The 13,621-nt window shown below is 40.9% G+C and carries 10 protein-coding genes; 1 reads left to right on the top strand and 9 read right to left on the bottom strand.

All coding sequences use genetic code 11. From position 1 onward, the window contains the following. Positions 1-41: 41 nt before the first annotated feature. From AC4HCY_RS02930 to AC4HCY_RS02895, 8 genes are all read right to left on the bottom strand, one after another. On the bottom strand, positions 42-1,145 hold the full coding sequence (locus AC4HCY_RS02930) for a PrpF domain-containing protein (RefSeq protein ID WP_323432415.1): 1,104 nt from the start codon (positions 1,143-1,145) through the stop codon (positions 42-44). Beyond that, a complete protein-coding gene (locus tag AC4HCY_RS02925) occupies positions 1,142-1,636 on the bottom strand; it encodes a LeuD/DmdB family oxidoreductase small subunit (protein WP_323432416.1) in 495 nt (164 codons plus the stop codon). The genes AC4HCY_RS02930 and AC4HCY_RS02925 overlap by 4 nt, the downstream gene beginning before the upstream one ends. Beyond that, the gene (locus AC4HCY_RS02920) at positions 1,637-2,869 is read right to left on the bottom strand and encodes a 3-isopropylmalate dehydratase large subunit (RefSeq protein WP_323432417.1); all 1,233 of its coding nucleotides are present in this window, start codon (positions 2,867-2,869) and stop codon (positions 1,637-1,639) included. Next, positions 2,853-3,758, bottom strand: coding sequence for an isocitrate lyase/PEP mutase family protein (locus tag AC4HCY_RS02915; protein ID WP_323432418.1), 906 nt, complete (start codon positions 3,756-3,758; stop codon positions 2,853-2,855). The genes AC4HCY_RS02920 and AC4HCY_RS02915 overlap by 17 nt, the downstream gene beginning before the upstream one ends. Before the next feature lie 134 nt (positions 3,759-3,892). Then, the gene (locus tag AC4HCY_RS02910; protein ID WP_491095351.1) at positions 3,893-5,425 is read right to left on the bottom strand and encodes a sodium:solute symporter family protein; all 1,533 of its coding nucleotides are present in this window, start codon (positions 5,423-5,425) and stop codon (positions 3,893-3,895) included. Further along, complete coding sequence (locus tag AC4HCY_RS02905; RefSeq protein ID WP_323431805.1) at positions 5,422-5,661, bottom strand: hypothetical protein; 240 nt, start codon at positions 5,659-5,661, stop codon at positions 5,422-5,424. The genes AC4HCY_RS02910 and AC4HCY_RS02905 overlap by 4 nt, the downstream gene beginning before the upstream one ends. A gap of 38 nt (positions 5,662-5,699) precedes the next feature. Continuing rightward, complete coding sequence (locus tag AC4HCY_RS02900) at positions 5,700-7,097, bottom strand: MmgE/PrpD family protein (RefSeq protein ID WP_323431806.1); 1,398 nt, start codon at positions 7,095-7,097, stop codon at positions 5,700-5,702. Between the two features lie 234 nt (positions 7,098-7,331). Continuing rightward, positions 7,332-9,254 (bottom strand): sigma 54-interacting transcriptional regulator, encoded by a 1,923-nt coding sequence (locus tag AC4HCY_RS02895; protein ID WP_323431807.1) that lies wholly within the window; start codon positions 9,252-9,254, stop codon positions 7,332-7,334. A 526-nt stretch (positions 9,255-9,780) separates the two neighbouring features. Here AC4HCY_RS02895 and AC4HCY_RS02890 point away from each other — a divergent pair. Next, positions 9,781-9,981 carry a helix-turn-helix domain-containing protein gene (locus AC4HCY_RS02890; protein ID WP_491095350.1) on the top strand — a complete coding sequence of 67 codons (201 nt, stop codon included), beginning with the start codon at positions 9,781-9,783 and terminating at the stop codon, positions 9,979-9,981. Positions 9,982-9,992: 11 nt separating this feature from the next. Here AC4HCY_RS02890 and AC4HCY_RS02885 read toward each other — a convergent pair whose 3' ends face one another. Next, the gene (locus tag AC4HCY_RS02885; protein ID WP_491095349.1) at positions 9,993-13,238 is read right to left on the bottom strand and encodes a DEAD/DEAH box helicase; all 3,246 of its coding nucleotides are present in this window, start codon (positions 13,236-13,238) and stop codon (positions 9,993-9,995) included. Between the last annotated feature and the right edge of the window lie 383 nt (positions 13,239-13,621).

Raw genomic sequence — 13,621 nt, 5'->3', positions numbered from 1 at the left:
ATTTTTAAACCAATATCTGCATGCTTTAACGGCTTTTCATGTTATAAAGTGTACACATAACCCTCTATCAATCGTCTAGCAGTACGTCCAAAGGCAGCCTTTTGTATCAGGATGTTTTCTTTCTCTATTCTTACTTCGATTTCAACCATCATATATCCTGCAGGATGTGCAATCAAAAAGTCAGCTGTGCTTTGTTTCGCGTATGTATAAGGAATTGTTCCTGGGATTTTAGCAGCTACAGCAGTACATACCGCCGCTGTCCCCGAATATGTTTTATGCATAGTTTGCATAAAAATTAATCTGCTGGTTAGAGAAGCTTTTTCATCCTTTGCATGGGATACAATTGCTAGAAGAGGAATCGCAGGGCTACAATCCTGTGCACGCTTCCAGTCATCAACCAACCCAATTTTCTGTGCGGCCACACCCCGAATACATTCCAAAACAGACAGCAAATCGGGCATACATGCAATATCTTCCGGTGTTTCGTCACCTTTGAGCCCAAGATCCACTGCCCGAACAAATACGACCGGATTCGCAATATCAACAATGGTCGCATCCAACACCCCGTAGCCGCTCACATTCAAGTGATCTACAAGTTTTCCCGTTGGTAACAGCTTTCCCGAAACTGCGCCTCCAGTTTCCGAAAAATCCAGGTTCAGCTTTGGCCCCTTTCCGGGCACGCCATCAATTGCATAATTTCCCGATCGCGCCGGTCTCCCGTTCTCACAAGGAACATCTACCTTCAAAATTTTATTTGTATTTTTATTTAAAATACGTACCAACACACTTTGCCCTTTTACAGTGACAATGCCTTCTTCAACAGCAAACAAACCAACAGCAGAAGTGATATTACCACAATTTCCATTGTAATCTACCGTGCCAGATGTGAGGGAAACCTGTGCAAAAGTATAATCAATATCTGCATCCAACCGATCAGATTTTTTGACAATTGCCACTTTACTTGTAAGAGGATCAGCACCACCGAGTCCGTTAATTTGCCTAACATCAGGGCTCCCCATTACCGCACATAGAAATGCATCTCTCGCCTTTCCTTCAGGGGGAATATCATCTTCATAAAAAAACACTCCTTTGCTTGTTCCTCCTCGCATAATGCAGCAAGGAACCTTAGAGTAATCGTTCTTCATTCTAATACACCGCCTTTAACCAGATATTTTTGTGCATAGGGAATTAATCCCCCACATTGAACAATACGCTCAAGAAATTCTGGTATCGATCTATATTGGCAAACATAGCCGCTTGTAATGTTTTTAATTTTCCTTACAATTCGATCAAATTCGAGATGATCACCCTCACAAAAATGCGATACATCATCTACGCACATAATATCTAAGCCTAGATTAATGGCGTTTCTAAAGAAGATGCGTGAAAAGCTTTCTGCGATCACACAATCCACACCGGAGCCTTTTATAGCGAGAACGGCGTGTTCTCTCGAGCTACCGCATCCAAAGTATTTTCCCGCAACAATGATATCACCTTGCTTAACCTGCATAGCCATTTCAGGTTTTATGTTTTCAAAAATATGATTCGCCAACTCTTTTGAGTCATTGATCGATAAATAAGTCCCGGGTAAAATTTGATCAGTGTCCACATAATCAGGAAATTTCCACACGCTCATTTATCCCTTTCCCTCCTTTAAATCTGCTATTCTGCCCATAAGCGCAGATGCGGCCACTGTTGCTGGGCTGGCAAGGTAAACTTCACTTCCGACTGCACCCATTCGCCCAGGAAAATTGCGATTTGTACTCGATATGCATCTTTCCCCGTCACCTAAAAGACCAAGGTGACCGCCAAAGCATGCTCCGCAGGACCATCCTGTAATTTGCGCCCCGGCACTCACCAAATCTTGGATGATGCCTTCTGAAATAGCTTGTTCGAACACCTTCTTGCTCGCAGGATTCACCAATAAACGCACATCTTCATGAATTGTTTTGCCGCGCAGCACATCGGCTGCCACACGCAAATCCTCCAGCCTGCCGTTCGTACATGATCCTAAATAGGCTTGATGAACCTTTAATCCGCACTGCGATCTTAGCGTCTGGATATTCAGAGGGGAAAAGGGCACCGCAATGAGCGGCTCTACCTCATTGAGATTTACAGTAAGGTAGCACTCAGCTCTCCCATCCGAATGTATAATGCTCGAATTTTCTATATTGAAATATGCACAAGCTGTCTCATCAGCATCAAATATTGCCGTCTTAGCCCCACTTTCTGCTATCATATTGCAGATAGTCAATCGATCGGACAAAGTTAATGTTTTTACACCGGCGCCTGTAAATTCCACCGATTTATAGTCTGGATTATGCGAAGACAGCTCCCTAAGGATGTGCATTGCAAGATCTTTACTGAAAACATTCGCAGGGAGTTCTCCTTCGAGGCGTATCATGATCGTCTTGGGAACCATTAACCACAACTTCCCAGTAGCCATGACAACACCAAGTTCAGTGGAGCCAATACTAATGCTCAAACACCCCACAGCTCCATTTGTACAAGTGTGTGAATCTGCCCCGACTATGATATTACCTGGACGTACAATTTTTTCTTCAAATGCAACTTGATGACAAACACCACGTCCGCAATCAAAAAATTGAACATCTTGTTTCTTCGCCCATTCCCTGTAGAATTTTTGTTGATTTGCAGTATGTGCATTTGGCGCAGGCACAAAATGATCCATGCAAATAATCATTTTATTCCGGTCCCATATGTAATCCGATATTTGTGTCATAACATCAATTGCAATTTGAGAACTTACATCGTGGCCAAGTGCAACATCTATAGCAACTTCAACATATTCCTCAGGCTCTACACGCTGGCCGCACACCCTGCTTAATATCTCAACTACAAGACTCATTGCAATCACCCTCCAATTCCAAAGCCTTTTTCATATACTGTTTATCGATATCCTTATATCTAGTCATGCCGATAAGTTGATTGAATTCGGAATAGGATATAATATCCATCCCTATAGAGCTTCCAGTATCACGCATTGTGACCAAAGCACGAATCGCGGCCTTTACAGCAGATAAAAGTACCGTAATCGGATAAAGCGCTATGTTATAGCCCATATCAAAAACCTCCTGTGAGGTATAAGCAGGTGCCTTTCCGGTTTCCGCCATATTGATTACATGATGCACAGGCAAAAGCTTTGGAATAGCGGCAGTCTGTTCCCTATCGATCGGTGATTCGACAAACAGGCAATCCGCTCCAGCTTTTAAGTATGATTCACAACGCCGAATTGCAGAGGAAAAGCCCTCCACCGCAATAGAATCAGTCCGTGCGATGATCAACATGTTTTTGTTTTCTCGTGCATCTGCAGCAGCTTTGATCTTCGCAACCATTTCGCTAGTTGAAATGACTCTCTTGCCTTCAATATGGCCACATCGTTTTGGCCATTGTTGATCTTCAAGTTGAATCGCTTGAGTACCTGCTTGCTCATAAAGCTTCAAAGTATGTATAACATTCAAAGGCCCACCATATCCCGTATCGGCATCTGCAATTACCGGGATTCGACAGCTGTTTGAAATATTTAACATTACATTTGCTATTTCATTTCCATGGATTAATCCCAAATCCGGCTTCCCTAATCGAGCAGCAGAAACACCATATCCGGTCAAAAATACCGCCGAAAATCCAGCTTCTTCGGCGAGCTTTGCAGTTAGTGCATCATATATACCAGGTACAAGAATATGGTTTTGCTGTTCAAGTATTTCTTTAAGTGAGTATGTTGTCTTTCGTTCCATTGTACCCTCCAAAGCCCCTAAGATCATAAATTTTTTAATTAGACCTCCTGCCGCGAGAACTCCTGCGGCAGAAGTGTCTCTAATATTTCAAAGTTACTTTTGTATTGTAGTTGAAGCAGCTTATTTATAAAAAATTAGTGCTCTCCTGCTGCTTGTGCATTATAAACAAATGCCATGTCATCCGTCCTGCTACTGAACTTATCTAAAGCCTCTGCTTTCTTCTGCCTCTCTTCATCCGACATCGGTTTCGTAGCAAGGCTGATGACGAATAAAAGGATACCGTTAATCAAGAATCCCCAGAATCCGCCGTGAAAACCAAAGGGCGAAAATCTAAATATATAGCATATGCTTATAACTAAAATACCTCCTATAAACCCACATAAAGCGCCTTGATGCGTTGCACGTTTCCATGAAAACATGCCGAATAGAGGCCAAAACGCCTGTGCCCATCCGGAATTTGCCATATTCAACAATATGATGATCCCAGGTACTTTAAATTGAGAAGCAATTACAGCAATCAAAACCAATGCTAGGGTGCAGAAACGCCCTATGTTGCGAAGCTGTTTACTGTCCATATCAGGCCTTGCCTGTTTGATGAAGTCAACTGAGATAATGGAAGTGGCCGATACTAAAAGCGAGGAGATCGTACTCATCCCTGCTGCTAATATGCCTATGACAACAATTATTCCCCACAGGGGTGCGAATTCCGCCATTGTTGTCACCAAAATACTGTCTGCATTTGCAACTTCTACTCCAAGAACCTTGCCTGAAAACCCAATAATGAGTGCGGGGAGAATTAGTACAAAACAGTAGAATGGAGCTAAGGTACCCGCTAGTTTTACAACTGTTTTCCCATCCTTGGCAGCGTACATCCTCTGCCAAACGTGTGGCGCACAAAACCCGCCGAAGGCCTGTGCTAGGAAAAACCCCGCATAGTTCTTCCAATTCCAAAATAAGGATTGGTCTGTAAAGTAATATAGTAGATTCTCATTGGCTTGTTTCATTAATTGATAAAGGCTGCCTATACCGCCTATCTGCGGTCGTGTTAAAAGTATGACAACACTACCCCATAAAATTGTAAAAAACATGAACCCCTGCGCGCTGTCTACATAGGCTTGCGATTTAAATCCACCATAATATACATAGATGCCCACAAGGCCGGCTGCATAAACACAGGACAGCCAAAATGGTATAAAACCATTTGTCAAAGCCGTAATTGCCAGTCCCACACCAGACACTTGCGCCAGGAGGTTTGGCAGTATGAATATAAGCTGGGTAAGGCCAACGCTTTGTCTTAAGGCCTTACTGTCGTAATAGTCTTCCAGCATATCGGCCGGTGTTGTATAATTATTTTCCTTAGCGATTCGCCACATACGCGGGGCATAAGTCCCCATTAGCATTAGAATAATTATCTGCCATGTCATCGCTGCAATGTAACCTATCCCATTACTAAAAAAGGCCCCCGGCGCACCCATGAATATCCACGTGGAAAACCAAGTAGCCATGGTTGTAAAATAAAGAACAAAATACCCTGTGCCGTCACCCAGGAAGTATCCTCGTGCTGTTGACACAGTTTTTTTGTCATATGCTTTTCCAATTCCGATATATAGACAAAAAACAGAATATATACTGATTGCAGCAAGGCTTAATATGAGCTGTGTATTCAAATTTTCCGACCTCCTTCGCCTTCGGTCTTGTCAATTCCATCATAAGGATCCCAAAGTTTCTTAGACCATAAAAACAGTAATACGCAGGCAATTGCCACTAGCAATAAGGCATACCATTGGGTAAATGGCAAAGGCCCAAGATAAGGCTCCAATTGGTTTAATGCCGGAATAAAATAAGGCGCAATGCATAATAAGGGATAAACAATCCAAATCAACCACTGGCTTTTTCTTAGCATGCTGTTTCCTCCTTCATCAAAAGTTTGAGTAAAACAATTTACCGAAGCAAATCTGTTAATTCATTAATGTTTTTAATCTGTTCCAGATTTGATACCAGATCTATAATATTTTCTGCTCGCTTTGCTTGCATATTAAAAGATGATAGTAGCCTAAACTTAGCTAATAATTCTTCACGGTTTATAGGATTTTCAGGATCTCCTTTAGGATGCTCAATATATGAGGAGTATTTCTTACCGTCCTTCATTGTCACGATAACCGTAGATGGGTACTTTTCCGGATAAACCTTTTCAGCCTCAGGATCGAGCTCATAGCGGACCTTTTGCATGAGGGTCAGGATTTCCGGATCTTTGATAGAAGCATTCGTGAACTCCGGGACAGACGCGCGTTTCTTAACCAATCCCACAGCTGCAGCATATGGCAGACTGAATTGTGCGTCCACAACCGTTTCAGGGTGATATTTGCGCCCACTTGGTTCCGTTAGAATGGTAATCATCCATTTGTTGCATTTCACGATAACATCTTCGATGTCGCTTGGATTGAGCTCATTGTTTTTTGAAATATCGATAGCACAATCCACAATCGGACAAGCAAAACGGCAGCAGGCATGAGGTTTTATGCTATTGTCTGCAAACTCCCATTTTTCTCCGAGCCTATTGTTGATTCTGAATACATCAAATTTGTCCTGATATGAATATGCCCTTACAAAACCATCTTTGCCCTCGTAAATCGAAGAGGGACCGGTATAGCCATCTCTCGCCAGCAACGCCGGCAAAATTCCATTCATTGCCGCATAACCCGCCTGAAATCGCTTAGTCCATGATCCGTCAGCCTTCCACTCCAGCAAACCTGCGGCTTCACTTCCTGCAATTCCCTGAGCTGTTGCCAGTTGTGCAGCATTGAGTCCCAAAATTTTTCCTGCACCCAATGTTGCACCAAACACACCAGTGGTTCCGGTAGGATGAAAGCCTTGGTAATAAGTCTGCCCTAAGAATGACTCTCCAAGGCGAATCATAAGCTCAGAACCTAGAACATATGCTGTGATCACATCCTTACCCGTTGCTCCCAACGTTTCTGCCATTGCCAAAACAGCAGGAAACACAGCCACAGACGAATGAAGAGTCCCTTCTCTATGATCGTCATCCATATCAAAGGCATGTCCGGTCACACCATTGATAAATGCCGCCCAGGGCGCTGAAACTTTAGTGTTGTAACCGATAACAGTACTCTGCGGGTTTCCCCCAAGAGTCATAGCGACTTTTGAGGCGATCTGACTAGATTCGATATGCCGTCCGCCAATAATACAACCCAACAAATCCAAAATAAGTGTTTTTGCATAATCCTGCACTTTTCTTGGAAGATCATTGTATGTTGTCTGTTCTGCAAATTCCCCCCATTGTGTAGCAAGGTGCTTTTTTGATTCATTGAATTTTTTCATTTATTTTACCTCCTGAAATGATTTAAACAACGCGTTGCATCTTTTTTATAAGCATACTTCGTGCCAAACCATTTCAGTTGGATTTGGGATTACCTCACATCCGTTATTTTTCAAGCTTTAAAGCGTTTATCCAACATGCGAAGTCTGCTGGTTTTTGCCCTGCAGTTCAAATAAATACGTTAAAAACGTTTCATGTCATGAAACGTTTTTAACGTATTAGGCGCATTTTTTTAACTACTTGTCATTTTTTTCAGCTTGTTTTTTCAGCTTTCTCCACAATGTCACGCGGCTTATTCCTAAAAGCTTTGCGGCTTCATTATACCGTCCCTGCGTTTTCTCAAGAGCATCATAAATGTGTTTTATTTCCTCATCGTAATATAAACTTGATTTTGCCCTATTCCCTTGATATGTGCCGACTGCTTTTGGTGCATCTGCCACGCCGATTCTCTTTTTCTCGATGCAACCTGTAATCAGATCCGAAATTTCTGCCGGAGAACTAACATCTTCCGCCATCACAACCAACATTTTAGTGAAGTTTTCTAGTTCCCGTACATTTCCGGGCCAAAGGTACGAACAAAGTAAAGAAGTCAATTCGTCGGAGCAAGAGATCAATTTCTTCGCTAAATTGGGAGACAATTTTTCGACAAATGTCTGGAATAATGTAAAAATATCCTCCGTGCGATCGCGTAGCGACGGCAGCTGAAGCTCCAACACATTGAGCCTGTAATACAAATCTTCACGAAACCTCCTCTGTTTTACAAGCTCTAATAAGTTTTGATTTGTTGCGACAATGATACGTGCATCAAAGGGGATGACTTTCCTTCCACCTACACGCATAAGCTCTTTTTCTTGAACAACTCTGAGCAATTTTGTCTGCATAGCCAAATCAATCTCTCCAATTTCATCTAAAAAGATTGTACCCTTATGAGCCATTTCGAAAAGCCCTTCTTTTCCTCCACGTCTTGCTCCGGTGAAAGCACCATCCTCATATCCAAACAATTCGCTTTCCAACAGATTATTTGAAATCGCCGAGCAATTAACTGCGACAAATGCGTTCTCAGATCTGCGGCTAAAATTGTGCATGGATTGAGCCAGCACTTCTTTTCCTGTCCCGGTTTCCCCCATGATAACAATTGACTCGTCGCTGAGTGCATATTTTTTCGCAGTATTCAAGATGCGCTGAAAGGACGGGTTGCTTGAATGCAGCTTCCCAAAAGTATGTTTTGCAACAAAGCCTTTAGTAAGCATGTTTTTTCTAATATCGAGTTCCGATTTCTGTATGATGCGCACATCATCAATAAACAACAGCAAATTCTCCAGTTGATCTTTGTACATAATGGGGATTGCATCTACAATATAAGAGTTATTATGAATCTTTATAAACAAATTCTTTTCCGTTTCTTTTATATCGAGTATGCTGCTTAATTCATTTCCGAACAGTTCCAAAATGTTTTGTCCGATTATTTCAGAAGCATCTATTTCAAAAAAAGCGGCTAATGCTAAGTTACAAAGAAAAATCTCACCTTTATTGTTGGACAAAACAATGCCTTGCCGCGCATAGTTGATTACATTGGAAAGCTGGATATTTTTACTTGCTTCTTTTTTAATGGATACTGCCATGTTCGACGCAACGGTTAAATAATAGCGCAGCGTTTCCTGTGGGTATATAAAGATGGATTTCATGCCATTCTCTTCCGCTATTCGGCATGTCTCTCCGCTGCCAACTACACATTGATATCCTGCCTCTTTATATTTATGTATTAAAGCATTTCGCTCTTCCAACTGATGATAATTTTCCTGCACAATGTCATGCTTTAATATATTTTTTATATAAGCCAGCTCGGAGTAGTCATTATCGTATGTGATTACTACGACCTTTTTATGGGATTTTATAGCTTTGCTATAAGCCATAAGAGTATCGTGAATACTTGGTTTAATCATAACAATCGGTTTGTCCACGAGCGCTGAAAGTTGTTGACCGATAAATCCACTCGATAAAAAAACATCGAAAATTTCAAGGTTATCTGGCATATGTACTTTTCCATCATGAATCGCTTCAATAAAGGCATAATCAACGGGTAAATCCATAATCTTAAGTTGATTGTTCAGTTCTTTAGATAGCTTTCCAACACCTAATATGCAAACAACCGGACGCATTATATCCCTCCTCGAATGCGAATTTTCACCATTGTATCATTTTCTGCTTGATTTTGAATAAAATCTATTGAACGAGACTTTATTTAAGGCTTTCAGCCATGCCTTATCCTTTAGGTTTCTTCTCTTAATTGCTTATAGGCGTTCTTATAGGAGGATTAAAGGAATTTTTATCAGCTATTTTCATTACTCTGGCTTACCATAATCTCACAGAGTCCGCACAGATACATTGTTCAGCTGGGCCATCTATCTGATCGTGAGGCTGTTATAAAATCCCCCGCTCCGGTTAAAGTCTTCATCCTGACTCTTCTGTTTAATGTTTGATTATATTATATAGAAGATTATCAGCAAGGGCTAGGGTATTCCTAAAAGGTACATGCAAACGAAAAACAATCCTTCGTGGCTTTTTATGCAACTTCAGTAGCTTTCAATGGTTCCTGTCCCCAACAATAACTGTCTAGCTATCGTGCCTGGAAAAACTCTTAAAAATAGGCCTTAAAAATCGGAGCTTTCCCAGGCACTTTAATTTTTGGACTTTCTTGCCTTTGAATGTCATGTCCAGGGAAGCAATAGAATAAAACTCACCATAACAAAAAAAGAACTGGCAGAAAGATTCGGAATACAAAGGACCTCCCTCTCCCGGGAATTGCAAAAAATGAGAGAGGAAGGCATGATTGACTATGATAGGGATCATATATTTGTAAAGGATGTCGCTATTCTGAGCAAATAGATAGGTCTTTATCACTGGAACAATCCTATTATCTCCTGAGGTGTCATCTTAGCCAGCATGGTTTCCCCGGGCTGTATTACCGCTTCGATCATCTCTTTCTTTTTCTGCTGCAGCTCAAATACCTTTTCCTCTATAGTGCCTTGAGTTATAAGCTTAACCACATGAACAACATTTTTTTGTCCTATTCTATAGGCCCGGTCTGAAGCTTGATCTTCCACTGCCGGATTCCACCAGGGGTCAAAATGGATTACCATATCTGCTCCTGTAAGATTGAGTCCTGTGCCTCCGGCCTTCAGGGAGATGAGAAAAATTCTTCCCATTCCATTATTAAATGACTGAACCATTTCTCCGCGAAGCTCCGATTTTGTACTTCCATCTAAATAAAAATACTCTATTTTTTGCTTTTCCAAATGCTTTCTGATAATTGAAAGCATGGAGGTAAATTGAGAGAACAACAGAATTCTATGGCCGCTTGCCAAAGCTTCTTCTAATAGCTCTTCCAGCAATAGCATTTTACCGCTGCCCCCGGTGTAATTATCGATGAACAGCCCCGGATGGCAGCAAATCTGCCTGAGCCTGGTAAGCACCGCCAATATTTTTATTTGGCTTTTCTCCAAGCCTTTATCTTCAATTTCTTTGGATACCTCACCTTTAGCTTGCTCCAGATATGCCATATATATTTTCTTTTGTTCATCTGTAAGCTCAGAAACCATCTTGCTTTCAATCTTTTCGGGCAATTCCTTCAACACTTCCTTCTTCATTCTTCTCAGAACGAAGGGCTTTATTTGCTTGCCCAATTCTCGCAATGCCTTTTCGTCTTTTTCCCTAATAATCGGCTTCTCATATTTCTTTACAAACTTACCGTGGGATAATAGATATCCGGGAAGTATAAAATCAAATATTGACCATAATTCAGTCAATGAATTTTCAATAGGAGTACCGGTTAGGGCAAAGAAGCCTTTTGCCTTCAGTATTTTTACTGATTTGGCATTTATGGAATCCGGATTTTTAATATGCTGGGCTTCATCCAAAAAGCAATAGGAGAATTTCATTCCCCTATACAAATCAATATCCCTGCGGATCAACGGATAAGAAGTAACTACCATATCAGCACCAGTGACATCTTTTAATAATTCTTGCCTGTCTTTGGGCAAGCCGGCTACTACCATTACGTTCATATCAGGCACAAACTTCTTAGCTTCTGCTTGCCAATTATAAATCAAAGATGTGGGAGCCACTACCAATACAGGTCCTACGGCTTTTTCTTTTTCTGATACTATAAATGCCAAGGCCTCCAGAGTTTTTCCCAAGCCCATGTCATCTGCCAGAATACCGCCCAGGCCATACGCTGCAAGAGTTTTCAGCCACTTAAAGCCTACCTTTTGGTAATCTCTGAGGATGTTTCCCAGATCTCCGGGAATTTCAAAGTCCATATCCTTAGGCTCCTGAATATTTTGTACCATTTGCTTGAAGGCAATATTTCTTTCTATGTTTACCAGGTTGGACTCACGGAGCTTTTTATCCAAATATAGAGCTCTATACTTAGGAAGCTCCAGAGTCTCACCCTTCAGGTCATTTCCTGATATATGGAGATGCTCTAAAAGCTCCGATACTTCTATGATCTCCGATGCCTCAAGGGGCATAAAGGAACCGTCCTTCAATCGATGATACTTCTTTTTTTCTCTTATGGAATTGAATATGCTTTGCAGTTCGTCCCTGTCTACTCCTTCAAAGGCAAAGGAAAACTGCAGCAAGTCCGACCCTTCATTCAGTCTTACTCTCCCCGAGAAGGAACGCGGATCCTTTATGGTCATTCTTTTAAAAGCATCTGAATAATAAACCTCCGATAGTTTTTGCAATTCGGACAATATCTCATTGAGAAAAACAAATATCTTATCTTCCTCTTCCAAATAAACTTTATCTTTAAGTATTTTAAATTCTGCTTTTTCCAGCAATCCGATTATGCTTCTTTCTTTCTCCGCATCCCGTATGAGTATTCTGCCATTTGCCGGATCAGCAGATCTCGGGAGGAAAGGATCAATAACTTCCTCTCCGTAGCAAAACTCTATCCTGGCTGAAATTCCAGAGTCCAGCTTATCAAAATATATCCTTGAATTTAACTCCTGCTGATAAAAGCTTCTCTCCAGATTTGGATCTATATATACTTCTCCGGCGTTTTTTATGTAAGGCAATATCTCCGATGCAAATCTTTCCTTGTCATGAGAAGAAAAGACCATCTCCTGATTGTGTTTAGCTACCATGGAGTTAAAAAAGGGGACAAAAGCCTGTTTTTGCTTATGCGAGGGCTTATAGATCTTTCCTTCACAAAGAAAATATTCTCCCCCTTTAGTCAATGGATATAAGGAGTCGTCAACGCTCAAATTCAACACCATATTTTCATTTTTGTTATATAGCCTGAACTTAAGCGGAATATCCTCTTCCCAAACTTTCATATCGGTCATATCGCTGTCAAAGAACTTAAAATCAAAAGGCTTATCCTTTAACATTTGGAAAAGCCTCATCAATATCGTATCAGATATGTAAAGCTTCCTGCCCTTAAAAGCACTTGGATTGCCATATCCGTAGGAGCTCATTGCCATAATAACCTGTTCATTATCATATTGCTCTTTTATCAGCTTGATGATCTGCTGATCCGCTTCAGAAAAGCCATGTTCATCAGGATCAAAGGTAAAGCTTTTGCCATATTGGATCAGCTTTCTTTCATTCAGATCTTTGATAAAATCTTTGAGGCTTTTTACCACATATAATCTTTCTTCTCCTATTCGGAGCTCTATAGAAAAATTATTCCTCCTGTAGCCCCCTTCCATCTCCAAAAGCAGCTTCAGCTTTATCTCTTTTAAAGCCGGTTTAACCTGCAAGGCATCAAAAAAATTGAATATCTCTTTGTTTGGATTGATTTGCAAGGGCTTTTTGTCAGATTTGATCGTGTCTCCTTTTCTGCCGAAGAATACTTGGGCAGCTTTAAGCGCTGCAACAATATGCTTGCAGATTCCATCATACTCATAATAGGCAGGACATTCACACTCATAGTCTGCTACGGTGCCGTCCTGATAAAGCTCAATTTCTACTCTGTACTTTTTGCTTCCTATCACATCAGCCTCGATGGTCAGGCTGTCTTCGTCAAAAGAAAAATCTCTGACCCTATTGCTGTTATAATAAGCTAAGCCTCTTGCATAAGTGGCTGTATTGGCTGTATTTTCTAATATATCGCTATCTGATATTGAAAATTTGAACATATAAACTCCTTCTAGCAATCATATGCCAGGCATGTCAATCAATATATACCAGGCTTAACCCCGGCTATCTTTTCTATCTTAATCCCTTTTCAGGGATTTTTTACCGCTTAACGAGCATCCAGTGAGGGTTGAATCCCCCTCTGAATGAAGTCTTGTTCAAAAGCTCGACTCATTTCATTATAGCCATTTTTCTGAGTTTATCCAATATGTCGAATATAAATTTTCCAAATACATCATGTGCGAATTGCATTACAAGAAGCAATGCATTATTTTTTTGACATTGAAGTAAGAAAAATGTCAATATTTAATACTTATTGAAATGTAGGTAGAAAACTATTTACAATGATTTGCCTTTAGGCTATACTTATCTATAATGGAGGTGT

The sequence above is a fragment of the Lutispora sp. QWL-02 genome (assembly GCF_058315355.1).
The sequence above is the reverse complement of the archived record's forward strand: the minus strand, read 5'-3'. Positions and strand labels throughout refer to the sequence as shown.